This is a genomic window from Nocardioides sp. NPDC059952 (assembly GCF_042730435.1).
Taxonomy (GTDB): Bacteria; Actinomycetota; Actinomycetes; order Propionibacteriales; family Nocardioidaceae; genus Nocardioides.
Genome location: NZ_JBHWLY010000061.1, coordinates 1 through 23,211, shown reverse-complemented (window position 1 = coordinate 23,211; position 23,211 = coordinate 1). Strand labels below are relative to the sequence as shown.

Here is a 23,211-nt window from a genome sequence, read left to right as displayed (position 1 = left end):
GAGAGTCGATGGCATGGAGCTCAACGCATGATCGTGTACGCAGCGGTGGCCGTTTTCATCGTCACCTACGGCCTCATCGCCACCGAGCGCGTCCACCGCGTCGCCGCCGCCCTGGGTGGCGTCGCCGCGATGGTCGCGCTCGGCATCATCAACGCCGAGTCGGCCTTCTTCAGTCATCAGACCGGAGTCGACTGGGACGTCATCTTCCTGCTCTTCGGGATGATGGTGATCGTCGGTGTCCTCAAACAGACGGGCCTGTTCGAGTTCCTCGCGTTGTGGGCGGTCAAGCACTCCGGCGGCCGTCCGGCGCGGCTGGCGACGCTGCTGATCCTGGTCACCGCGGCGCTCTCGCCGATCCTCGACAACGTGACCACCGTGCTGCTCGTCACGCCGGTGACCCTGTCGGTCTGCGAGCGGCTGGGCCTGCGCCCGATGCCCTACCTGATCTCACTCATCCTGGCCGCCAACGTCGGCGGCACCTCGACCCTGATCGCCGACCCGCCCAACATCATCGTGGCCAGCCGGGCCAACCTGACCTTCGACGACTTCCTGATCCACTCCCTGCCGCTGTGCCTGATCCTGCTGGTCGTGCTGATCGGGTTGGTCCGGGTGCTCTTCCGGCGTGAGTTCCGTGGCCGGGTCGACCTGGACGGCCTGATCGAGCCGCCCGCCTCGGCGATCCACGACCGTGGGCTGCTCTACCGTTGCCTGGCCGTACTGGCCCTGGTGATGCTCGCCTTCGGCCTGCACACCGAGCTCCACCTGGACCCGTCGATGGTCGCGATGCTCGGCGCCGGCGCGATGGTGGTCGTCTCCCAGACCCGGACCGAGGCGTTCCTGGAGGAGGTCGAGTGGTCGACGCTGGCCTTCTTCATGGCGCTGTTCGTGCTGGTCGGCGGCCTGGTCGAGGTCGGTGTGATCGGCTCCCTCGGGTCGTACGCCGCTGACCTGATGGGCGACAACGAGCTCGCCGGGGTGACCGGACTGATGATCGGCTCGGCCGTCGTGGGCGGCTTCGTCGACAACATCCCCTACACCGCGGCGATGGTGCCGATCGTGGAGGAGATGGTCGCCTCGACGCCGTCCTCGGGCGCCGACAGCCCGCTGTGGTGGGCCCTCGTCTTCGGCGCCGACCTCGGTGGCAACACGACCGCCGTCGCCGCCGGCGCCAACGTGGTGGTGCTCGGGCTCGCCGCCAAGGCCGGCCACCCGATCAGCTTCTGGAAGTTCACCAGGTACGGCATCGTGGTGACGATCGTGACGCTCGCCGTGGCCTGGGTCTACGTAGCCCTCCGCTACTTCGTGCTCGCCTGACGCTCCCGATAGGCGGCAACGGCGTTGCGGTTGGTGCAGGTGGCCGAGCAGTAGCGCTTGGAGCGGTTGCGGGAGAGATCGACGACCACGCCCGCACAACCCTCGTCGTCGCAGATCGAGAGCCGGGACAGCTCGTCGGCGCGGATGACGTCGACCATCGCCATCGCGGTCTCGACGGCGATCCGGGTGGCGAGCGGCGCGTCGGGCTCGGTCGCATGGATGTGCCAGTCGTACGTCGTGTGGCGGACCAGCTGCGGGGTGGCGCTGTGCTCAGCGAGCAGCTCGTTGGCCAGCCTCACGGCCTCGTCGCGCTCGGCGGTGAGCAGTTCGCGCACCCGGATGCGAAGGGCGCGGACCTCGTCGAGCTCGGCGCGGTCGCGGTCGTGCCGCCCCGTGAAGTCGTACGCCGCGAAGAACGCGTCGAGGGCGGCGACGGTCGCCAGCTCATCGACCGAGCCGGGGGAGATGGCCAGGGTGTTCGCCAGCGCGGCGGCGGCCTGGAGGCTTACGTCCGTGTCATGGGTGAAAACCATGTTGACACATTACCGCGCCGGTGGGATTGTCATGTGCCATGACGACGTTGACCAATGACGAGGCGGTGCCGCAGAGCACGCAGAAGACGCCGCTGGTGGCTGCCGGACTGCTGATGGCAGTCGTCTCGGCGGTCACGTTCAGCCTCTCCGGGCCGCTGGGGCGCGGCCTCTTCGACACCGGCTGGTCCACCGGCGGGGTGCTCGTCTTCCGTGTCGGCATCGGCGCCGTCGTGCTGGCACCCTTCGCGCTGCGCGCGCTCGCCGGCCGGTGGCGGGGTGTCGCCGCGAGCTGGCGGGTCGTGGTGGCGTACGCACTGCTGGCGATCGTGGTGCCGCAGTTCGCGTTCTTCTCGGCGGTGCAGTGGATGGCAGTCGGGCCGGCGCTGCTGCTGGAATACATGGGCGTCGTGCTCGTCGTCGCCTGGATGTGGCTGCGGCACGGCGAGCGGCCCTCGCGGCTGACGATGGTGGGCGCGCTCGTCGCGATCGCCGGGCTCGTGCTGGTCCTCGACCTGGTCAGCGGCGCGAACGTGCACCCGCTCGGCGTCCTGTGGGGCTCCGCGGCCGCCGTCGGACTGGCCGGCTACTACGTGCTCAACGCCCACTCCAGCACCACGCTGCCGCCGCTCGCGCTGGCCTGGCTCGGCCTGACCGGCGCCACGGCCCTGCTCGCGGTGCTCTGCCTGGTCGGGGCCATCCCGTTCGAGATGGAGACCTCGCCGGTGGTCCTGGCGGGACTGGAGATGCCATGGTGGGGGCCGCTGATCGGTCTCGGCGTGCTGACCTGCTCGGTCGCGTACGCCACCGGCATCGCGGCCACCCGCACCCTCGGGTCGCGGCTCTCCTCCTTCGTGGGGCTCCTCGAGGTCGTCTCGGCCGTCGTCGTCGCCTGGCTGCTGCTCGGCGAGGCCCCCGGCCTCATTCAGCTCATCGGCGGACTCGTCGTGCTGGCCGGCATCATCGCCGTCCAGCAGGGAGAGCAGTCGACGACCGACTCCTGACAGCGCGAAGCGCCGCACGCATCGGCTGCGTGCGGCGCTTCACAGGTGGTCGGGGCTAGCGTTCGTCCTGGGCCCTGACGTAGACCTCGCGGACCAGCATCAGGACGGCGGCCGCCGTCGGGATCGCCAGCAGGGCGCCGACGACACCGAGGAGCGAGGCACCGACGAGGGCCGCGATCACCGTGACGACGCCGGGGATGTCGACCGAGCGGGACATGACCCGCGGATAGACGACATAGTTCTCGAACTGCTGGTAGGCGATGTAGAAGATCACCGCGATGAGACCCGTCTTCAGGTCGGTCGTCGCGAAGGTGATCGCGCAGACGATGATCGCGCCGATGGTGGCCCCGATCATCGGGATCACGTCGGTGATCATGACGACGAAGGCCAGGGCGACAGCGTATTCGCCCATCCCGATGACGAAGAGCAGCACCAGGGTGGACAGGCCGGCGCACAGTGCGACGATGAACGCCCCGGAGACGTAGCCCCCGATACCGTCGAAGACCCGGTCACCGAGCTTGCCGAACCGCTCGCGGCGCGAGGCCGGGGCGAGGCGGTAGATGGCGTTCTTCGTCTGGTCGTAGGCGGCGATGAAGTAGAGCGTCAAGACGATGACGATGAAGCCCGTGACGAGCACGTTGATCACCGCCAGGCCCACGCCGAGCGCCCCACCGAAGGCGCTGCTGACGAAGTCGCCGCTGGCGACGTAGTCCTGCACCTTGTCGAGGATCTGGTAGTCCTCGTTGAACTGCTGGATGCGCTGGTTGCGCTGGAGCTCGTCGATCCAGTCCGGCACGTTGGCCGAGATCTTGGCGACCTGGTCGCTGATCACCGGCACGAGCGCCACGAAGAAGAGCGTGAGGGCGCCCAGCACGCCGAGGATGACGCTCAGGACCGCCCACGGCCGCGAGAAGCCACGCCTCTGCAGGAACACCACCATCGGGTTGATCCCGGCGGCGATGAAGAGCGAGACCACCACCTGGAGGATCACGCTCCCCATCGTGGTGAGGAGGTTGCCCGCTGCGTAGGCCGTCAGCAGGCCGAGGCCCAGGAGCAGCCCGAACAGATAGGGCGACTTCCGGTCGAACGGCGGTCCGGGCTTACCGAACCGCTTGTCCCGATCGCTCTCCTCCTCCGGCTCCTCGAGGTCGATCGCGGCCTCGCTGTCGACCGTCGCGTCGTCGCTGGAGTCGGTCTGGGCAGACGTCGTCTCAGGACCGTCGGCAGGACGGTCGGCAGCGGCGGCGCTCACCGGCTCTCGGTCGCAGTCTCGGGCTCGCGAATCGCGGTCTTGTCCGAAGGCTCGTCGTAGTCGTCGTAGTCGTCGTCGAGGTCGTCGGAGCCGACCAGGGTGACGCTCTCGTCGACCACGAGCTCACCGTCGACGATGTCCTCGTCCTCGGTGATCGGCTTCGGCGCCTCCAGCTCGGCCGGGTCCTCGGTCTTGCCGAACCCGGAGACCAGGTCGGTGAGCGAGGAGAGCTGGGCGGCGATCGCGTCGCGACGCTTGGTGAGGCGGTCGACCTCGGCCTTGATGATCGCGTGGCCCTTCTCGGCCTCGACCGTCGCGGTGGAAGCGAGGTGGTCGGCCTCGGCACGAGCCTTGGACAGGATCGCCTCCGCGTCGCGGCGGGCGCGAGCGACGATGCCCTCGGACTCCTTGGCCAGCTCGGCGCGCTGGTCGGCGACGTGCTGGGCGGCGATCCGGGCCCGCTCCTCGGCGTCCGCGGCGCGGGTCTCGCCCTCGGTCACGATCCGAGCGGTCTCGGCCATCGCCTGGTCGTGGTGGTCGGCTGCCTCGCGGGCGAGACGCTCGCGCTCGACGGCGAGCATCCGCCGGGCCTCCTGGACCTCGCGGTCCGCACCGGCGCGGGCCTTCTCGACCTCACGCTGGGTCGAGGTGCGCAGCTGGGTGACGTCCTGCTGCACGGCGAGCTTGATCTGGTCGGCCTCGCGCTTGGCGGCGGCGAGCAGCTCGTCGCTCTCGGCCTGCACCATCTTGCGGGCCTGCTGGACCTCCGAGGTCACCTTCTCGCGGTGATCGTCGATCTCCTTGTAGTGCGTCGTACGCAGCGCCTCGATGTCGCGCTGGGCGGACGCCTTGGTCGCGGCAGCCTCACGCTGGGCGGCCTCGCGGATGACCGCGGCCTCCTTCTCGGCAGACTCCTTGACCGCAGCGGCCTCCTCCTCGGCCAGCCGGAGCATCGCGCTCGCGCGACCACCCAGCGAGGCGTAGGACGGGGCTTCGTTGCCCTGGGTGGCAGCGGCCTTGAGGTCGGTGACCTTGCGCTCGAGCTCGGCGATGCGTCGCTGAGCGTTGCGCAGCGCCGACTGTCCCTGGCCGTTGGCCTGGAGAAGCTGCTGCACCCGCGCGTTCACCGTGCCGGGGTCGTATCCGCCACGCCGCACGACCGGGAAGGCTGGGAGTGAGCCTGGAGCCGGTGGAGCCGAGTTGTGGCCGGAGCTGGGCGATCCGGAAGCGCCAGGAACCCGAGGGAGAACCTGCGTCTCCGTCGCGTCCTGGTCAGGCTTCTTCCGAGGCTCGGAAGCCTCGTTGAAGATGGATAGTCCCTCATTCGTCATTTGTGGCGGATTCCTCACACTTTAGGGGGGTTTGTGTCTTGCCCTCTGCTCCCAAAGGGCAAGACTACGGCCGGTCACCCCTCGCGCAAGGGGAGACCGGCCGTGAATCCAGTCTCAAATGGGCTATTTACCCGGGCCCGACGTCTCAGATTCCGCGGAAGAGGTTGATCTTGTCGATGTGGGCCGCGCGCTTCTCCTCGTCGAGGACACCGAGGCCCTCCTCCGGCGAGAGGCAGAGCACGCCGACCTTGCCCTGGTGCTTGTTGTGGTGCACGTCGAGCGAGGCCTGACCGACGTCCTCGAGGGTGTAGGTGCGCGAGAGGGTCGGGTGGATCTTGCCCTGCGCGATGAGGCGGTTGGCCTCCCACGACTCGCGGTAGTTGGCGAAGTGGCTGGAGATGATCCTCTTCAGGTTCATCCACAGGTAGCGGTTGTCGTACTCGTGCATGTAGCCCGAGGTCGACGCGCAGGTGGTGATGGTGCCGCCCTTGCGGGTCACGAACACCGAGGCGCCGAAGGTCTCGCGGCCCGGGTGCTCGAAGACGATGTCGATGTCCTCGCCGCCGGTGAGCTCGCGGATGGCCTTGCCCAGGCGCAGCCACTCCTTCGGGTTCTGCTTGGTGCCCTCCTCGTTCCAGAACTTGAAGTCCATCTCGGAGCGGTTGATCACCATCTCGGCGCCCATGTTGCGCACGATCTTGGCCTTCTCCTCGTTGGAGACCACGCAGACCGGGTTGGCGCCGCCGTTGAGGGCGTACTGCGTCGCGAAGCCGCCGAGGCCACCCGACGCGCCCCAGATCAGGACGTTGTCGCCCTGCTTCATGTTGCCGCCGTTGGCGGAGACGAGCTGGCGGTAGGCGGTGCAGTTGACCAGGCCGGGGGAGGCGGCCTCCTCCCAGGTGAGGTGCTCCGGCTTCGGCATCAGCTGGTTGGCCTTGACCATCGCCACGTCGGCGAGACCGCCGAAGTTGGTCTCGAAGCCCCAGATGCGCTGGGAGGGGTCCATCATCGTGTCGTTGTGGCCGTCGGGAGCCTCGAGCTCGACCGAGAGGCAGTGGGCGACGACCCGGTCGCCCGGCTTCCACTTGGTCACGCCCGCGCCCACGGCCAGCACGACACCGGACAGGTCGGAGCCGACGACGTGGTAGTCGAGGTTGTGGCGCGCGCCGAGCTCGGACTCCTTGCCGTAGCGCTCCAGGAACCCGAAGGTGGAGACCGGCTCGAAGATCGAGGTCCACACGGTGTTGTAGTTGATGGCGCTGGCCATCACGGCCACGAAGGCCTCGCCCGGACCGAGCTCGGGCAGGGCGACGTCCTCGACGTGGAGGGACTTGCGCGGGTCCTTCTCCTTGGTCGCGACGCCCTCGAACATGTCGACCTCGTCCTTGTGGACGGTGGCGGCACGGTAGTGGTCGGGGATCTCGAGGTTCGCAAACTCCTCGCCGGGCGTATCGCCGGCAAGGATCGCGTCGAGGATGTGTTGCATGGTCGGCTCCTGCGTCGTCGTAGGGGTCGCGGTTGACTCTAGTTCGCTGGACATTACTGGTGAGTAACCGTTATTGCCAGCCTGATGTGACACATGACTCTTGGATCGTTCACGTGCCGTGGTGGGCTCGGTGAGGTGAGCTCAGTGGGCGGGGTTCGCGGCCGGCTCGACGAGCTCGACCAGGACGCCGCCGGCGTCCTTGGGGTGGATGAAGTTGATCCGCGAGTCGGCGGTGCCGCGTCGCGGCGCGTCGTAGAGAAGACGTACGCCGCGCTCCCGGAGGATCGCGGAGACCTGCTCCACGTCGGTGACCCGGTAGGCGAGCTGCTGCATGCCGGGGCCGTTGCGGTCGAGAAACTTGGCGATGGTGCTGTTCTCGTTGAGCGGGGCGAGCAGCTGGAGCTTGTTGTCGGAGTCGCCGATCGCGATCATCGCCTCCTCGACGCCCTGCTCCTCGTTGGTCTCGCGGTGGGCGAGCTTCATGCCGAAGGTCGTCTCGTAGAAGTCGATCGCCGCGTCCAGATCGGCGACGGCGAGACCGACGTGGTCGATCTGGGTGAACAGGTGCGGTGGGATCCCAGCAGTGTTCGCAGTGGATGTCATGGGCCTACTCTCCTTGAGGTCATGGCCAACGGGCACAATGTGTGATGACAGCCACACCGGGCTGCGCTCAACACTCTTCCAACTGAGGTTACTAATTAGTAACCTCGGAGCAGATCAGCACCACCAACATTTGGAGGACCCATGTCCAACGTCATCGTCGCCGGGGCGCGTACGCCGATCGGCCGCCTGCTCGGCGGGCTCAAGAGCCTGTCCGCGGCCGATCTGGGCGGCATCGCCATCAAGGGCGCCCTGGAGAAGGCGGGCGTCTCGCCGGAGCAGGTCGACTACCTGATCATGGGCCAGGTCATCCAGGCCGGTGCCGGCCAGAACCCGGCGCGCGCGGCCGGCGTCGCCGGCGGGCTGCCGATGAGCGTGCCTTCGCTCACCATCAACAAGGTCTGCCTCTCCGGCCTCAACACCATCGCGATGGCCGACCAGCTGATCCGGGCCGGCGAGGCCGAGGTCGTCGTCGCGGGTGGCATGGAGTCGATGACCAACGCGCCGCACCTGCTGCCGAAGTCGCGTGAGGGCTTCAAGTACGGGGACACCACGCTGGTCGACTCGATGGCCTACGACGCGCTCTACGACCAGCTCACCAAGCAGGCGATGGGCGGGCTCACCGAGCAGGTCAACGCCGAGGGCGTGAAGCTCACTCGCGAGGAGCAGGACGCCTTCGCGGCCACCTCGCACCAGCGCGCCGCCGCGGCCCAGAAGAACGGCGTCTTCGACGACGAGATCGTCCCGGTGTCGATCCCGCAGCGCAAGGGTGACCCGGTCGTGGTCAGCACCGATGAGGGCGTACGCGGCGACACCACCGCCGAGTCGCTCGGCAAGCTCCGCCCAGCGTTCGCCAAGGAGGGCACCATCACCGCCGGGTCCGCCTCGCAGATCTCCGACGGTGCTGCCGCCGTCGTGGTCATGTCGAAGGAGAAGGCCGAGTCCCTGGGTCTGGAGTGGCTGGCGGAGATCGGCGCGCACGGCATGGTCGCCGGCCCCGACTCCTCGTTGCAGCTGCAGCCGGCCAACGCCACCGCCAAGGCCCTCGAGAAGGAGGGCATCACCGCCGCGGACCTCGACCTCGTCGAGTTCAACGAGGCGTTCGCCGCCGTCGGCATCGAGTCCACCAAGAAGCTCGGCCTCGACCCCGAGATCGTCAACGTCAACGGCGGCGCGATCGCCCTCGGCCACCCCGTCGGCATGTCCGGTACGCGAGTCGTGCTCCACCTCGCCCACGAGCTCAAGCGTCGTGGCGGTGGCACCGGTGCCGCCGCGCTGTGTGGCGGTGGCGGTCAGGGCGACGCCCTGATCGTGCGTGTGCCCAAGGCCTGAGCCATCAATGATGTGAGCGACCTGGTCGCGCGCGCCCGGGGCGGTGAGCCCCGGGCGGTCGCGCGGCTGGTGTCGTACGTCGAGAACGCCCCGGTCGGTGGGGGAGAGCGGCTCCGTGAGGTGATGGCCGCGCTCGCGCCTCACTGCGGGCACGCCCACATCGTGGGGCTCACCGGCGCGCCCGGGGTGGGGAAGTCGACCACCACCTCCGCACTGGTCCGCGAGCTGCGCGCCGAGGGGCGCACCGTCGCGGTGCTGGCCGTCGACCCGTCCTCGCCGTTCTCCGGTGGTGCACTGCTCGGGGACCGGATCAGGATGACCGACCACGCCACCGACCCGGGTGTCTTCATCCGCTCGATGGCCTCCCGGGGCCACCTCGGCGGCCTGGCCTGGTCGGCTCCGCAGGCGATCCGGGTGCTCGACGCGGCCGGGTTCGACGTCGTGCTGGTCGAGACCGTCGGCGTCGGCCAGTCGGAGGTCGAGATCGCCGGGCTCGCCGACACCACCGTGGTGCTGCTCGCGCCCGGGATGGGTGACGGCATCCAGGCGGCGAAGGCCGGGATCCTGGAGATCGGCGACCTCTACGTCGTCAACAAGGCCGACCGCGACGGCGCGACCAAGGTCCAGCGCGACCTGCGCGGGATGCTGCGCCTGACCAACCGCACTCAGGGGGCCTGGAACCCACCCGTCCTCACCGCCGTCGCTCAGGCCGGCAAGGGCCTGGCCGAGGTCGTCGACGCGCTCGACGAGCACCGCGAGTGGCTGCGCTCCAGCGGGACGCTGGAGCTGCGGCGTACGCGTCGGGCCCGGGCCGAGGTCGAGGCCATCGCCGTCGAGACCCTGCGCGCGAGGTGGACGACCGTGGGTTCCTCCGGCGACCTGGACACCTTGGCGGCCGAGGTGGTCAAGGGCGTACGTGACCCGTACGCCGCGGCCGACGTGCTCCTCGACGACTAGACCTGGGGACGCGCTTTCGGCGGGAGTTGTCCCGGCGTACGGCCTGTTCTCTCGCCACGAGTTCTGCGGAGTCACTATCGTGGCCTGTGTGAACCTCTTCGGTGTCGACATCTCCAAGCACCTTCTTCGTGACGAAGGTGAGGTCGTCGTCGACGAGGTCACCCATCACTGGGTCTCCTACCTGCGCCCGGTGGGCGAGGCGATCCTCGGGCTGGCGTTGATGATCGTCGCGGCGACGATCGACATGAACGTCGCCTGGATCATCGTGCTGCTCGCGTTCGCGCTGGTCGGGCACGCGTTCTGGCGGGCGCTGGTGGTCAGTCGGGACCGGTTCGTGGTCACCAACATGCGCATCTTCCGCGTCCACGGTGTCCTCTCGAGCGAGCTGGCGACCATGCCGCTGGCGCGAGTTCTCGACATCACCGTGAAGCAGTCGTTCACCGGCCAGATCTTCAACTACGGCCACTTCGTCTTCGAGTCGGCCGCCCAGGAGCAGGGCCTCAACAACATCTACTTCGTCGGTCGGCCGAACGAGCGAGACCTGACCATCCAGCGTGTCGTCCAGCGTGCGGGCCTCCGTGGCAGCGTCGGTTAGACCGTCCTCATAGGATTGCCCCCATGACGCAGCAGCCGTTCTCCCGTCCCGGAGCCGTCGACCTCTCCGGGCTCGCCAGCACCACGCCCGCACCGGACGCCCCCTTCGGCGGTCCGGCCGATGCGGCTCCCGCTCAGGGGCGAAGTGCCGGCTCCTACACCGTCGAGGTCGACGAGCAGATCTTCCAGTCGGTGCTCGAGGCGTCGATGACCGCTCCGGTCGTGCTGGTCTTCTACTCGGCCTCCCGCGCTCCCGAGAGCGTCACCTATGCGGCCGACGTCTCGGCGGTCGTGGAGGAGTACGACGGCCGCTTCCTGCTCGGCCTGGTCGACATCGACAAGAACCCGCAGATCGCGCAGGCGCTGCAGGTGCCCCAGGTGCCGCTGCTCTACATCCTGCTCGACGGTCGGCCGGTCACCCAGCCGATCCCGGGCGCGCTCAACCTCGAGGAGCTGCGTACGGTCTTCCAGCAGCTCGGGCAGCAGCTCACCACCCAGGGGATCGGCGGGCGGCACAAGCCCAACGCCCTCGGCGGTGCCGTGGCGACCGAGGACGGGGACGAGCCGGCGATGGATCCGCGCTACGCCCCGGCCCAGGACGCGCTGGAGCGCGGTGACATCGACGCCGCCGTGGCCGAGTACGAGAAGCTGATCGCCTCCAACCCCGCCGACTCCGAGGCCGCCGCCGGCCTGGCGATGGCCAAGGTGCTGCAGCGTACGCAGGGGGTCGACCTCAACGCCGCTCGTGCCGCCGCCGCGGCCGCGCCCGACGACGTCGAGGCGCAGACGCTCGTCGCCGACCTGGACCTGCTCGGCGGCCACGTGGAGGACTCCTTCCTCCGGCTGGTCGAGCTGGTGCGGCGTACGTCGGGGGATGAGCGCAACAAGGCGCGCGAGCACCTGCTGGGCCTCTTCGCCGCGGTCGGCAACGACGACGAGCGGGTGCTCAAGGGCCGTCAGTCGCTGGCCTCGGCCCTGTTCTGATCGGCCCTGTTCTGATCGGCTCTGTTCTGGGCAACCAACGCCGACAGCACCGCGGTGACCGCCGGTGAGGCGGCCATCGTGCGCCGGTGCAGCGCGAGGATCTCGCGCGTGGGGACCGGGTCGACGACGCGTACGGCGACCAGGTCCTCCCCCAGCGCTGCTCGCCCCATGCGGGGGACGAGTGCGATCCCGAGCCCGGCTCGCACCAGGGCCAGATGGCTGTCGAACTCCATCGAGACGTGCGCGATCCGTGGCAGCCCGCCGGTGCCGGCGTACATCCGGTTGAGCCACTGCCGGCAGATCGTGCCCTCCGGAGTCGCGATCCAGTCCTCGGCGACGAGGTCGTGCGGGGTCACCTTGGCGAGCTGGGCCAGCGGATGGTCGCGATGGGCGATCACGTCGGCGATGTCGCGGTGGAGCTCGGTGGTGACGAGATGGTCGGGGATGGACAGCGGCACGTCGCCCCAGGAGTGCACGACGCCGATCTCGCTGTGACCGGTCGCGACCAGGTCGACGGTGTCCCACGGCTCGCGTTCGGAGAGGGTGAGGGCGAGCTCGGGATGGGCGATGCGGAGCTCGCCCGCGACCGGCGCGACCAGTCCGCGCATCGCGGTCGAGAAGGCGGTCAGCCGCAGCCGCCCGGCCACGGTGGTGGCCTGCTCGTGCAGCCCGGACTCCAGCGACTCCATGTCGGCGAGCAGCCGTGAGCCCTCGTCGACCAGATGCCGGCCGGCGTGGGTGAGCATGACGCCGCGTCCGATCCGCTCCAGCAGAGGTACGCCGACCTGTCGCTCGAGCCGCTTGACCTGCTGCGACACGGCGCTAGGCGTGAAGCCCAGGGCGTCGGCGGCCGCGACCACCGACCCGTGGGTGTCGATCGTGCGCAGGGCGACGAGCGAGGCGAGATCGATCATGAAGGAATATTACGTCATCGAATGAAGAATCATTCGCTGGTGCTTCATTGTCTTGGGGGTCATCGTTGATGGTGTGAACCGTCGTGACTCGCTGCTCGCCGTCCTCGTCGCCGTCCTGTGGGGCTTCAACTTCGTCGTCATCGACTGGGGTCTGGCGCCGCGCGACGGGCAGACCGTGCCGCCGTTGCTCCTGGTCGCGGTGCGGTTCTTCCTGGTCGCGTTCCCGGCGGTCTTCCTGCTTCCGCGCCCGAAGGTGTCGTGGCGGGTCGTGGCGGCGGTCGGGGCCTTCATGAGTCTGGGTCAGTTCGGGCTGCTCTACACGAGCATGGCTGCCGGGATGCCGCCCGGGCTGGCCGGCCTGGTGCTGCAGGCGCAGGTCGTGCTCACCATCGTCATCGCTGCCGGCGTGCTGCGCGAGCGGCCGACCCTCATGCAGGTGGTCGGCGTCGTCGCGGGTGCCCTCGGGCTCGTGGTCGTCGCGCTGGGCCGCGGTGGGCACGTGCCGGTCGTGGCACTCCTGCTGTGCCTGCTCGCCGCGCTGTCGTGGGCGATCGGCAACGTGATCTCCCGGGCGGCGAAGGTGCCCGGCGGGCTCTCGCTGACGGTCTGGTCGGCCCTGGTCGTGCCGCTCCCGCTGCTGGCGCTCTCCCTGGTTCTCGACGGGCCGGAGGGGATCCGTGAAGGGGTGGCCGCCTTCGGCTGGGAGGCGCTCGTGTCCACGGTCTACACGGTGGTGCTGGCCTCGTTCGTCGGCTACGGGATCTTCAACTCGCTGCTCGCGCGGCACCCGGCGTCGTCGGTGGTGCCGTGGATCCTGCTGGTGCCGCCGGTCGCGATCGGCTCGGCGTGGCTGCTGCTCGGGGAGGTGCCGAGCGCCGGCGAGCTCGCCGGTGGCGCGCTCCTGGTGATCGGGGCGCTGGTCGCCCAGGGAGTCGTGCGCCTGCCCCGGTCGTCCGGGGTCGCCGCGCCGCTCCCGGACCTCGTCGAGAGCGAGCGTCGCTGACGGGCTCGGCCGGATGTGGCCGCATGCGGCCAGTCTGCTGTTGTGACTCCCGTCATAGGTGTGACGTGAGACATACTGAACCTCCGTAGGAATTGAATCGTTTCAGGAGGTGCGATGAGAGCCCTGGTGAGCCTTGCGCTCGTGGCGTCAGCCGTCGGTCTGATGCCGTCCGCGGCGGTGGCGAGCGACCCGTCCGACGAGGTGGCCGCCCCGGTGCGGCTCAGCGTCGGAGGAGTGAGCGATCCGATCGGCATCGACGACCTGACCCCGGACCTGCAGTGGCGCAACGGTGCCGGCGTCGCCCGGCAGACGGCCTACCAGGTCCGCGTCGCCTCGACCCGCGGCCGCCTCGGCCGCCCCGACCTGTGGGACAGCGGCCGGGTCCGCTCGGCCGTGATGGCGACGTCCTACGCCGGCGACCGCCTCGCCTCTCGCGACGAGGCGCTGTGGCAGGTCCGCGTGTGGGACGCCGCCGGCCGAGCCAGCGAGTGGAGCCGGCCCGCCTCCTTCGAGATGGGCCTGCTCGACGAGTCCGACTGGCAGGGGGAGTGGATCACCGACCGACGTTGGGCGGAGCCGCTCCACCAGGACGTCAGCATCGGCGCGCAGGAGACCCGCTACGTACGCCTGACCGTGGTCGACCTCGGCCGACCCGGTGAGCCGCTGGACGACCCGGACTGGAAGCCGCGCCTCGAGCTCGGCGAGATCGAGGTGACCAACGGCGCCGACGGGGCCAACCTGGCCGAGGGTGCCACCGTGACGGTCTCCGAGGAGAACTCCGAGCCGGGCGTGTGGGACCCCGCCTACCTGACCGACGGCAAGGTCACCACCGCGGACGACCCTCGCGGCTACCGCAGCGACTACCACCCCGAGACCGACGTCCAGGACCAGCCGATCGAGATCACGATCGACCTCGGCGAGCCGACGGCGATCGACACGGTCCGCCTCTACTCGCTGTGGGACGCGCCCAGCGACTACGGCACCACCCCGAACTTCCCCCGCGACTTCCAGGCCTCGGTCTCCGCCGACGGCGTGGCGTTCACCAAGGTGGGGCCGCGGACCAAGGTCACCGCGATCTCCAACCTGCACACTGCCCCGGAGGCGCTGCCGGTGCTGGCCCAGGACTTCACCGCCCGCAGTGACGTCGCCTCCGCGCGCCTCTACGTCACCGGCGAGGGCGTCTACGACGCCTCGCTCAACGGGCGCCCGGTCTCGAAGGACCTGCTGCAGCCCGGCAACACCGAGCACAGCGCGCGGGTCCCGTATGCCACCTACGACGTCACCGGACTGCTCCGCAAGGGCAGCAACACCTGGGGGATCGAGCTCGGCAACGGGATCTACAACGTCTTCAACACCCCCGAGATCCCCAAGCGCTACATGAAGGCCGCCGCCGGGCACGGCGCCCCGCGGGCGATGGGACAGCTCGAGATCACCTACCGCGACGGCCGGCGCCAGACGGTCGCGACCGGCTCCTCGTTCAAGACGGCCCTCGGCGAGGTGACCTTCTCGAACTGGTACGGCGGCGAGGACCACGACGCCCGGCGCGACCTCGGCGCCTGGAACGAGCCCGGCGCGGACCGTGCCGGCTGGCTCGACGCGGTCGACATCGGCGCCCCGGCAGGCGACCCGGAGCTGGTGGCTCAGCAGAGCCCGCCGATCCGCGAGGTCGACACCCTGGAGACCGTCGCCGTCAAGGAGCCGAAGGCAGGGACGTACGTCTTCGACCTCGGCACCAACTTCGCCGGTTGGCAGCAGCTGACGACCAGCGGACCGGCCGGGACGACGATCACGATGCGCCCGGCCGAGAAGCTCAAGGCCGACGGCACCGTCGACCAGGGCAGCGTCGGCGGCGACATCCGGGACCGGTTCACCCTGGCCGGTACCGGTGAGGAGACGTTCACGCCGCGATTCGTCTACCACGGCTTCCGCTACCTCCAGGTCGAGGGCCTGACCACCCCGCCGACCGCCGAGTCGGTGACAGGAAAGGTCCTGCGCGCCACCGACCGGGCGGTCGGATCGTTCACAACCTCGGACGCCCAGATGACCGGGATCCACAAGATCATCGACCGCTCGGTGCAGTCGAACATGTACTCCGTCTTCACCGACTGCCCGCACCGCGAGAAGCTCGGCTGGCTCGACCAGACCAACCTGGTCTTCGACACCCTCGCCTACGGCTACGACGTCCAGGCGCACTACCGCAAGATGCTGCAGGACGTCGTCGACGCCCAGCAGGGCAACGGGCTGATCCCGACCACGGCACCGGAGGACGCCCTCTTCGCCGGGGCCTTCCGGCACGACGCCAACTGGGGCGCGACCCTCGCGGTGTCGTCCTGGCAGATCTACCAGTGGTACGGCGACGACAGTGCCATGCGCGCCCACTGGCCGCAGATGGTGGAGTACGCCGACTACCTGGCCTCGATCTCGACGAACGGCATCGTCTCCGGCGGCCTCGGTGACTGGATCACCCCGGCCTCACCGGCCACGCCGGCGCCGCTGACCCAGACCTGGGCCTACCACCGCATCCTCACCCACATGAGCCGGATCGCGGCCGCCCTCGGGCGCGACGGTGACGCGGCAGCGTACGAGAAGAAGGCAGGGGAGGTGGCGACCGCCTTCCAGGCGACCTTCTACCACCCGGAGACCGGGCTCTACGGCAACGGCGACCAGGCCAGCCAGGCCCTGGCGCTCCAGGAGAACCTCGTCCCGACCGACCTGCGTGCCGGTGTGCTGGACAGGTTCGTCCAGCAGATCCGCGCCGCCGACGACCACATCGTCGTCGGTGAGGTGGGCCTGTACGCCGCTGTCGACCTGCTCTCCCGGGAACGGCTCGACGACGTGCTCCACGACTGGGTGCAGCGCAACGACGGGGTCGGCTACGGCAAGTTCCTCGCCGCCGGTGCGACCTCGCTGCCGGAGAGCTGGACCAGCTCCGGTGCCTCGCAGAACCACTACATGCTCGGCGCGATCGACTCCTGGTTCACCGGTGGGGTCGCCGGCATCAGCCAGGCCGAGGGCTCGGTGGCCTGGAAGAAGGTCGTGATCGAGCCCGCGCTCGTCGGCGACGTCGAGTCGGCCGCGTCCTCCTATGAGTCGGTCCGGGGCACGATCTCCAGCTCCTGGGTCCGGTCCGACGACACGGTCCGGCTCACCGCCGCCATCCCGCCGAACACCACCGCGACCGTCCGGGTGCCCGTCGCCGAGGGCCAGCGGGTCAGCGCGCCCCGAGGTGCCCGCAAGGTCACCTCGACCGTCGCCGGGTTCGCCGAGTTCGAGGTCGGGACCGGCACCTACACGTTCGTCTCCGAGTAAGGAAGTCAACGACCATGATCAGACTCACCGGCATGCTCGCCGGCACCGTGGCCCTGGCGACGTCGCTCGCGCTCGGCACCGTACCCGCCGATCCCGCGGTGGCCAGCCAGGCCTCGAGCGAGGCCCGGGGCTTCGACCCGGCGGCCTTCGCCGACCCGCCGAAGGACAGCCGCCCGGCGTTCTACTGGTACTGGACGGGCAACGTGACCCCGGACGTCGTCGACGCGCAGATGGCGGAGATGCGTGACAAGGGCGTCTATGAGGCGGTCCTCTTCCCCTACGGCGGCGACAAGATGCAGCCGGCGTTCTTCACCGAGGCCTGGTTCGACATCGTCGAGCACGTCCTGCGGGAGGCACAGCGCACCGGGATGCGGATCTGGCTGTTCAACGACAGCAACTTCCCCAGCGGCAAGGCGGGCGGCATCATTGCCAACGGCGGCACCGTCGGGGACAAGACGTACGAGCCGAGCCCCGAGCTGCGCCTCAAGGCGCTGCAGCGCTCGACCCGGGTCGTCGAGGGCCCGGCGACGATCGACCCCGCCGAGTCCAGCGGCCTCAGCGTCGAGGCCGGTCGCCTCGTCGTGGATGGGGCCATCCGGGAGGGTGCGCACCCGATCAGCTCCGGCGCGGGCTGGGACGACTACACAGTGACCGGCAAGGTCACCCTGACCGCCTCCGGAGCCCAGCTCGTCGTACGCGCCTCCGAGGACGGCAGCCGCGGCTACCTCGTCGATGTCGACGTCAAGGGCAAGGCGAGCGTCTGGCGCCTCGACGGCGACTCGCGAACCCGGCTGACCACCGGCGTGAACACGCCGGGGTTCTCCTGGCGCCGGGAGCAGACGATCAGCGTCACCGTCTCCGGTGACGAGATCCGGCCGCTCATCAACAAGACCGTCCAGCCGGTGGCGACCGACGCGACGTACGCCACGGGTGCTCCCGCGGTCAGTGCGGAGTTCGGCGGCGTCGGGATCGAGGATGCCGTCGAGGGGCTGCAGCGGGTGCAGTGGAACGATCTCGCCGTGACCGACCCGGCCGGCGCGACGCTGTGGTCGAAGACCTTCGACGACAGTGAGGCGATCGGTGACTTCGGCGGCCCGCTGGTCAGGCTCGAGGACACCGTCGCGGCCGCGGCCCGTCCCGCCGGCTCGACCGACGGCGGCGACCTCGTCGAGCTCACCCCTCGTCTCGAGGACGGGTCGTGGAGCGTGCCTGCCGGGCGCTGGCAGGTGGACACCTTCGCCCACACGACGCTGGTCGACGACACCAGCGGCTACCACCGCGGCTACCTCAACCTACTCGACCCCGACGCGACCGACCGGCTGCTCGAGGTGGTGCAGGGGGAGTACCTGCGACGCTTCGGCTGGGCGATGGGCTCGGTGGTGCCGGGCTTCTGGGACGACGAGCCCTTCATCTCCTCGGCCGAGCCGTGGCCCTTCAAGCGGCTCGCCTGGTCCGACGGTCTCGACGACCTGATCGAGGACGCGGGCGGGACCCCGGGCGTCGCGTACACCGCCGCCTCCGACCAGCTCGGCCGCACCGGTGAGCAGTATTCCGGGACGTACTGGCGCGCGGTCAACGACTCGTTCGCGACCAACTACTACCAGCGCCAGGCCGAGTGGATGGGCGAGCACGGCCTGAAGCTGATCACCAACCCGCTGCTCGACGAGGAGGGCCCGCAGCAGCGGATGCACAGCACCGGCGACCTGACCAAGAACAACCAGTACGCCCAGGTCCCCGGCACCGACATGATCACCGCCGACTACACCGCGGGCAAGCAGACCACCCTGATGCGCAACGCCTCCTCGGCGGCGCACCAGAGCGGTGCCGACCGTGCCCTGGTGGAGGTCTTCGGCAACTCCGGCTGGGGCGTGGCCCCCGAGTTCATGCACGCCACGATCGGCGCCCTCGCCGTGCGCGGAGCCAACTTCACCGCTCTGCACGCGATGTGGACCGACGAGAAGCAGGTCTACTTCGCGCCCCCGTTCGGGCCTGCCAGCACCTACTGGGACGCGATGGGCGACGTCGACGCGTGGATCGGCCGGGTCATGGAGCTCGGCCGGGGGTCCTCGCTCGCCGAGACTGCCCTGGTGCAGCCGCAGCGGGCCGCGGAACAGACCCGCACCACCGACGCCGAGCACGGGCTCGACGACTCCCTCAGCTCGGCGGCGTTCGCGCTCGAGCGCGGCCAGGTCGACTTCGACCTGCTCAGCGACGGCTCGCTCTCCGGCGACCCCGGCACCCGCTTCCAGGCGCGGTCCGACGACGGCGAGCTGAAGGTCGGCAAGGCGAGCTACCGGATGGTCGTGCTGCCCACGACGCCGGTGCTCGACCTGGAGACGGCGAAGACCCTGAAGAAGTTCGTACGCAGCGGCGGCCGCGTCGCCGCCGTCGGGGCGCTGCCGGAGCTCGAGGCCAGTGGCAGGGACGCCGCGCTGGCGAAGGAGCTGCGGTCGCTGTTCGGCGCAGCCACCGACGGCTGGAAGCGGGTCGGTGACGGCCATGTCGCGGTCGTGTCCGACGTCGACGCGCTCGGTGGGCTGGCGGCCGGCGCCGGTGTCTCCGCCGCCGCGCTCAGCCCCGCCGCCCCGGCGGTGCGGGTGCTGCGTACCAGCCGCGACGGGGACGTCGCGTTCCTGGTCAACAACGAGAGCGACCAGGCGATCAGCACCTCGGCGACCCTTCCGGTCGACGGTGTGCCGGAGATCTGGGACCCGCGCGACGGCAGCACCGAGGTGGCCGCGACCTACGACGAGGGCGGGCGCGACGAGACCACCGTGCCGCTGCGGCTGGATCCCTACGAGACGCTCGCAGTCGTCTTCCAGAGGGGCACCAAGGCAGGCGCGCACCTGGTCGGTGATCAGGTGGCGACGTCGGTGACCAGGCAGGGGAAGGCGCTCGAGGCGACCGTATTGGTCGACGAGCCCGGGACGACGGCTCTCATCGGCAAGGACGGGCAGCGGACCTACCGTGGCGAGGCCACGGTGACCGACCCGCTGGCGCCGATCGCGCTGGACGGCCCGTGGACGGTGAAGCTCGAGCGGGAGGGCGAGACGGAGCAGACCCGGCCGCTGGGATCGTGGACCACCATCGACCCCCGCTTCTCCGGGAGCGCGACCTACCGCACCTCCGTCGACGTCACCGCCGCCGACCTGGCCGGCCGGCGGGTGAGGCTCGACCTCGGCGAGGTGCGCGACATCGTGCAGGTCACCGTCAACGGGGTCGTGCTCCCGCGCGCGATGTGGCGGCCGTACGTCATCGACGTCACCGAGGCGCTACGTGCCGGGGCGAACACGATCGAGGTCCGGGTCACCAACACGCTGCTGAACCAGCGCGGCAAGGCCAACCAGGTCCCGCCGACGTCCGGCCTGCTCGGGCCGGTCAGCCTGCGCCCGCAGGCGGTGGTCCTCGCCCAGCTGACGCCTTCGAGGTGAGGTAGCAGAGCTAGGGGCGGCCCGACTCGGTATAGGTCGGGCCGCCTCTCAACGCAGCGAGGGCGGCCTCGACCCGGCGGGCGGTGAAGTCGGCGGCCCGCTCGCGGACCTCGTCGGGCGTGCAGAACGCCACCGAGCGGATCTCGCGCGGCTGGAGAGTGGTCTGCTCGACGATCGAGGCCGGGTGGACGCCGCCGTCGAAGACCAGGCAGACGGCGTCGTCCCAGCCGCCCCACGGCGGCAGCCAGTCGGTGAGCAGCAGATCGCCGGCGGGGAGGACGAGCGCGAGCTCCTCCTCGATCTCGCGGGTGGTGGCCAGCTTCGGCGACTCACCGACCTCCACGATGCCGCCGGGCAGGTCCCAGTCCTTCTTGTAGGTCAGCTGGCACATCAGGACGCGCTCCTCGGCGTCGCGCACCAGCATCTGCCCGATCGCGCGCTTGCGCGGGAGGAACGAGTTGAGCAGCGCTCGGAATCCCTCGGGAGCCTCCACCGGGGCGTCGCTCGCCACCCGGGCGTAGAGCATCCGGTCCTGGCCGCCCGCCACACCCCGGAGCAGGCCCTCGCGGTGGAGCCCCGACCAGGTCGCGGTGCGTTGCTCGGTGACATCGGCCGGGTCGACCAGCGCCTCCACCCGGTGGTGGGTGAGCAGCGCGGCGGCCACCTCGCGGCGTACGACGTCGACGGCCTCGCCCGCGGCCCACTCGATCCGGGCAACGCCCTCGGCAACGGTCGTCGTCTCTGGCTCGCTCACGCCCCAACCCTAGCGAGCCAGCGTTGTCACAGCCCGGTGGTTGTCGGTGTCTGGATGCTGACGAGATGCTCGACACGACACAGGAGGGCGACGATGCCCAGCACGTTCAGGATCCCGGCGACCCCGGCGCCGGTAGGGTCGCGGTCATGAGTGACGAGGCCGCGACGGAGGTGTTCGTTGCTCACCGCAACCTGCTCTTCACGGTCGCCTACGAGATGCTCGGCTCGGCCGCCGATGCCGAGGACGTGCTCCAGGAGACCTGGCTGCGCTGGGCAGATGTGCCGCTGGAGGAGGTGCGCGACCACCGCGCCTACCTGGTGCGGATCACGACCAGGCTCGCGCTCAACCGGATCCGGACGCTGTCGCGCCGCAAGGAGACGTACGTCGGTCCGTGGCTGCCCGAGCCCCTGCTGACCTCACCGGACGTCGCCGAGGACGCCGAGCTCGCCGACTCGCTCTCGACCGCGGTGCTGCTGGTGCTGGAGACGCTCTCGCCGACCGAGCGGGCGGTCTTCGTGCTGCGCGAGGTCTTCGCGCTGGGCTACGACGAGATCGCGGGGGCGGTCGACAAGTCGCCGGCCGCGGTGCGTCAGATTGCCCACCGGGCGCGCGCCCACGTCGCCGAGCGGCGGCCGCGCGAGTCGGTCTCGGCGGCCGAGGCGCGCCGTGCCCTGGAGCGGTTCCGCGATGCCGCGACCGGCGGCGACCTGCAGTCGCTGCTGGACGTGCTCGCCCCTGATGTCGTGCTCTTCTCCGACGGCGGCGGTGTGGTGCAGGCGGCCCGCAAGCCGATCCACGGCGCCGACAAGGTCCTGCGGTTCTTCGCGGGGCTGGCCACGAAGTACGACTTCCCCAGGTTCGAGCTCACCAGCGTCAACCGCGCCCCCGGGATGCTGCTCTACTTCGGCGACGAGGTCGACGGCGTCGTCACCCTGGATGTCGAGGACGGCATGGTCACCAGCCTCTACTACGTACGCAACCCCGCCAAGCTCAGCGGCGTCGCGGAAGAGGTCCACCTGGAACGCTGAGGCCGATGTCGGCGCCGAGGTGGCGCGTGGGAGGGTGACGACCTACGTGCTGCTTGGAGGTTGGCGATGGATCAGCGGGTCGACGGGCGGCCACTGCTCGCGGTGCTGGTCACGCTCTGTGTGACCGTCACCGCGGCGTACGGCGTCCTCTACTACGCCTTCACCGTCCTGCAGCCGCAGATCGTCGACGCCACCGGGTGGTCGGCGGCCGCGATCACCACCGCGTTCTCCGCCGGCACGCTCGTGGGGGCCGTGGCAGGCATCCCGGTCGGGCGGGTCATCCAGCGCTTCGGGCCGCGGTGGGTGATGGCCGGGGCCAGCCTGCTGGGGGCGGCGTCGCTGCTGGTGGTCGCGGCTGCGCCCTCGTACTGGATCTTCGCGCTGGGCTGGCTGCTGGTCGGCCTCTCGACCGCAGGGACCTTCTACCCGCCGGCCTTCGCGGCGCTGACTCACTGGTTCGGTGCCCGGCGGGTCGATGCGATCACCACGCTCACCCTCGCCGGTGGCTTCGCCTCGACGATCTTCGCGCCGCTCACCGATGCGCTCGCGGGGTGGGTGGAGTGGCGATGGACGTACGTGATCCTGGCCGGCGCCTTCGTCGTGCTGACCTTCGTGCCGAGCGTCGTGGTGCTCGATCTGGCCTGGTCACCGGCTGCGCCGAGCAAGGACGGCCGACCCGTACGGGACCGGGACGTGCTGCGGAGCCGTCGGTTCGTGCTGCTCACGCTCGCGGGCACGCTGGTCACGATGGTCGTCTTCGCCTCGATCGTGCATCTGGTGCCCTTTCTCGTCGAGCACGGGCTGAGCCCGACCACCGCCGCCTGGGCCCTCGGGCTCAGCGGCGCCGGCCAGGTTGCCGGGCGGGCGTTCTACCCGATGCTGGCGCGGCGCTTCGGCGTCCGGGCCCGGATGATCGGGGCAGTGTTGTGGTTCGCCGCCTCCGTCGCGCTGCTTCCGTTGCTGCCTGCGGTCGGCTGGGTGATGATCGTCGTCGCCGTGCTCACCGGCACCGCCCGCGGGCTCTACACGCTCATCTCCGCGACCGTTGTCAGCGACGTGTGGGGGCCGGAGAGGTACGCCGCGCTCAACGGTGTCTACTCGGCTCCTGCCGGGGTTGCGGGTGCGCTCGCTCCGGCTGTCGGGGCTGGGCTGGCTGCTGTGCTGGGTGGGTACGACGCGCTCTACTGGGTTCTTGCTGGGACCGTGCTGGTTGCTGGGGTGCTTGCCTGGGTTGCGTTGGCGTCTCTCGAGCGGTGAGGCGTAGTAACCCTGCCGAGTCGGCGCATCTTGACCGGTGTCTCGCGAAGCGGAGCGGCGTAGTAACCCTGCCGAGTCGGCGCATCTTGACCGGTGTCTCGCGAAGCGAAGCGAGCGAGCCGGTCAAGATG

The 23,211-nt window shown here is 70.0% G+C and carries 18 protein-coding genes; 11 read left to right on the top strand and 7 right to left on the bottom strand.

The features are described 5' to 3' along the window. The first annotated feature begins 27 nt into the window (after positions 1–27). Positions 28–1,314 carry an SLC13 family permease gene (locus tag ACFV9G_RS22630; protein WP_378730122.1) on the top strand — a complete coding sequence of 429 codons (1,287 nt, stop codon included), beginning with the start codon at positions 28–30 and terminating at the stop codon, positions 1,312–1,314. On the opposite strand, the gene ACFV9G_RS22625 is transcribed toward ACFV9G_RS22630, so the two are convergent. Then, positions 1,296–1,847 carry a CGNR zinc finger domain-containing protein gene (locus ACFV9G_RS22625; RefSeq protein WP_378730120.1) on the bottom strand — a complete coding sequence of 184 codons (552 nt, stop codon included), beginning with the start codon at positions 1,845–1,847 and terminating at the stop codon, positions 1,296–1,298. The two genes, ACFV9G_RS22630 and ACFV9G_RS22625, sit on opposite strands and share 19 nt — an antisense overlap. A 38-nt stretch (positions 1,848–1,885) precedes the next feature. On the opposite strand from ACFV9G_RS22625, the gene ACFV9G_RS22620 reads away from it, so the two are divergent. Next, a complete protein-coding gene (locus tag ACFV9G_RS22620; RefSeq protein ID WP_378730118.1) occupies positions 1,886–2,848 on the top strand; it encodes a DMT family transporter in 963 nt (320 codons plus the stop codon). Positions 2,849–2,903: 55 nt separating this feature from the next. On the opposite strand, the gene ACFV9G_RS22615 is transcribed toward ACFV9G_RS22620, so the two are convergent. From ACFV9G_RS22615 to mce, 4 genes are all read right to left on the bottom strand, one after another. Then, positions 2,904–4,100: an AI-2E family transporter gene (locus tag ACFV9G_RS22615; RefSeq protein WP_378730116.1), complete on the bottom strand. Its 1,197-nt coding sequence runs from the start codon at positions 4,098–4,100 to the stop codon at positions 2,904–2,906. Continuing rightward, positions 4,097–5,257, bottom strand: a complete 1,161-nt coding sequence (locus ACFV9G_RS22610) for a hypothetical protein (RefSeq protein WP_378730114.1) — start codon at positions 5,255–5,257, stop codon at positions 4,097–4,099. Before ACFV9G_RS22610 ends, ACFV9G_RS22615 begins: the two co-directional genes overlap by 4 nt. Before the next feature lie 319 nt (positions 5,258–5,576). After that, complete coding sequence (gene ccrA, locus ACFV9G_RS22605; RefSeq protein WP_378730112.1) at positions 5,577–6,917, bottom strand: crotonyl-CoA carboxylase/reductase; 1,341 nt, start codon at positions 6,915–6,917, stop codon at positions 5,577–5,579. 141 nt (positions 6,918–7,058) lie between these two features. Further along, positions 7,059–7,520: a methylmalonyl-CoA epimerase gene (gene mce, locus ACFV9G_RS22600; RefSeq protein WP_378730110.1), complete on the bottom strand. Its 462-nt coding sequence runs from the start codon at positions 7,518–7,520 to the stop codon at positions 7,059–7,061. A 141-nt stretch (positions 7,521–7,661) separates the two neighbouring features. Here mce and ACFV9G_RS22595 point away from each other — a divergent pair, with 141 nt between their 5' ends. The 4 genes from ACFV9G_RS22595 (at position 7,662) to ACFV9G_RS22580 (ending at position 11,384) form a co-directional block, all read left to right on the top strand. Further along, entirely contained in the window at positions 7,662–8,849 is a 1,188-nt protein-coding gene (locus tag ACFV9G_RS22595) for an acetyl-CoA C-acetyltransferase (protein ID WP_378730108.1), read from the top strand. 12 nt (positions 8,850–8,861) lie between these two features. After that, positions 8,862–9,806 carry a methylmalonyl Co-A mutase-associated GTPase MeaB gene (gene meaB / locus ACFV9G_RS22590; protein ID WP_378730106.1) on the top strand — a complete coding sequence of 315 codons (945 nt, stop codon included), beginning with the start codon at positions 8,862–8,864 and terminating at the stop codon, positions 9,804–9,806. Between the two features lie 88 nt (positions 9,807–9,894). After that, positions 9,895–10,401: a PH domain-containing protein gene (locus ACFV9G_RS22585; RefSeq protein ID WP_160027818.1), complete on the top strand. Its 507-nt coding sequence runs from the start codon at positions 9,895–9,897 to the stop codon at positions 10,399–10,401. A gap of 23 nt (positions 10,402–10,424) precedes the next feature. Next, positions 10,425–11,384, top strand: a complete 960-nt coding sequence (locus tag ACFV9G_RS22580) for a co-chaperone YbbN (protein ID WP_378730104.1) — start codon at positions 10,425–10,427, stop codon at positions 11,382–11,384. Here ACFV9G_RS22580 and ACFV9G_RS22575 read toward each other — a convergent pair. Next, on the bottom strand, positions 11,357–12,298 hold the full coding sequence (locus ACFV9G_RS22575) for a LysR family transcriptional regulator (protein ID WP_378730102.1): 942 nt from the start codon (positions 12,296–12,298) through the stop codon (positions 11,357–11,359). The genes ACFV9G_RS22580 and ACFV9G_RS22575 overlap by 28 nt on opposite strands. A gap of 73 nt (positions 12,299–12,371) precedes the next feature. Here ACFV9G_RS22575 and ACFV9G_RS22570 point away from each other — a divergent pair, with 73 nt between their 5' ends. The 3 genes from ACFV9G_RS22570 (at position 12,372) to ACFV9G_RS22560 (ending at position 20,041) form a co-directional block, all read left to right on the top strand. Next, on the top strand, positions 12,372–13,301 hold the full coding sequence (locus ACFV9G_RS22570; protein WP_378730100.1) for an EamA family transporter: 930 nt from the start codon (positions 12,372–12,374) through the stop codon (positions 13,299–13,301). 114 nt (positions 13,302–13,415) lie between these two features. After that, positions 13,416–16,610 (top strand): family 78 glycoside hydrolase catalytic domain, encoded by a 3,195-nt coding sequence (locus ACFV9G_RS22565; protein WP_378730098.1) that lies wholly within the window; start codon positions 13,416–13,418, stop codon positions 16,608–16,610. A 14-nt stretch (positions 16,611–16,624) separates the two neighbouring features. Next, positions 16,625–20,041 (top strand): glycosyl hydrolase, encoded by a 3,417-nt coding sequence (locus ACFV9G_RS22560; RefSeq protein ID WP_378730096.1) that lies wholly within the window; start codon positions 16,625–16,627, stop codon positions 20,039–20,041. Positions 20,042–20,051: 10 nt separating this feature from the next. Here ACFV9G_RS22560 and ACFV9G_RS22555 read toward each other — a convergent pair whose 3' ends face one another. Continuing rightward, positions 20,052–20,795: an NUDIX domain-containing protein gene (locus tag ACFV9G_RS22555; RefSeq protein ID WP_378730094.1), complete on the bottom strand. Its 744-nt coding sequence runs from the start codon at positions 20,793–20,795 to the stop codon at positions 20,052–20,054. A gap of 146 nt (positions 20,796–20,941) precedes the next feature. On the opposite strand from ACFV9G_RS22555, the gene ACFV9G_RS22550 reads away from it, so the two are divergent. Further along, complete coding sequence (locus tag ACFV9G_RS22550; protein ID WP_378730148.1) at positions 20,942–21,823, top strand: RNA polymerase sigma-70 factor; 882 nt, start codon at positions 20,942–20,944, stop codon at positions 21,821–21,823. A gap of 66 nt (positions 21,824–21,889) precedes the next feature. Next, a complete protein-coding gene (locus ACFV9G_RS22545) occupies positions 21,890–23,080 on the top strand; it encodes an MFS transporter (RefSeq protein WP_378730092.1) in 1,191 nt (396 codons plus the stop codon). Positions 23,081–23,211 lie beyond the last annotated feature (131 nt).

Coding starts and splice junctions, on each gene's coding strand:
- ACFV9G_RS22630 (WP_378730122.1), top strand. CDS start 28: ATGATCGTGTACGCAGCGGTGGCCGTTTTCATCGTCACCTACGGCCTC.
- ACFV9G_RS22625 (WP_378730120.1), bottom strand. CDS start 1,847: ATGGTTTTCACCCATGACACGGACGTAAGCCTCCAGGCCGCCGCCGCG.
- ACFV9G_RS22620 (WP_378730118.1), top strand. CDS start 1,886: ATGACGACGTTGACCAATGACGAGGCGGTGCCGCAGAGCACGCAGAAG.
- ccrA (WP_378730112.1), bottom strand. CDS start 6,917: ATGCAACACATCCTCGACGCGATCCTTGCCGGCGATACGCCCGGCGAG.
- mce (WP_378730110.1), bottom strand. CDS start 7,520: ATGACATCCACTGCGAACACTGCTGGGATCCCACCGCACCTGTTCACC.
- ACFV9G_RS22595 (WP_378730108.1), top strand. CDS start 7,662: ATGTCCAACGTCATCGTCGCCGGGGCGCGTACGCCGATCGGCCGCCTG.
- ACFV9G_RS22580 (WP_378730104.1), top strand. CDS start 10,425: ATGACGCAGCAGCCGTTCTCCCGTCCCGGAGCCGTCGACCTCTCCGGG.
- ACFV9G_RS22575 (WP_378730102.1), bottom strand. CDS start 12,298: ATGATCGATCTCGCCTCGCTCGTCGCCCTGCGCACGATCGACACCCAC.
- ACFV9G_RS22565 (WP_378730098.1), top strand. CDS start 13,416: ATGAGAGCCCTGGTGAGCCTTGCGCTCGTGGCGTCAGCCGTCGGTCTG.
- ACFV9G_RS22560 (WP_378730096.1), top strand. CDS start 16,625: ATGATCAGACTCACCGGCATGCTCGCCGGCACCGTGGCCCTGGCGACG.
- ACFV9G_RS22550 (WP_378730148.1), top strand. CDS start 20,942: ATGAGTGACGAGGCCGCGACGGAGGTGTTCGTTGCTCACCGCAACCTG.
- ACFV9G_RS22545 (WP_378730092.1), top strand. CDS start 21,890: ATGGATCAGCGGGTCGACGGGCGGCCACTGCTCGCGGTGCTGGTCACG.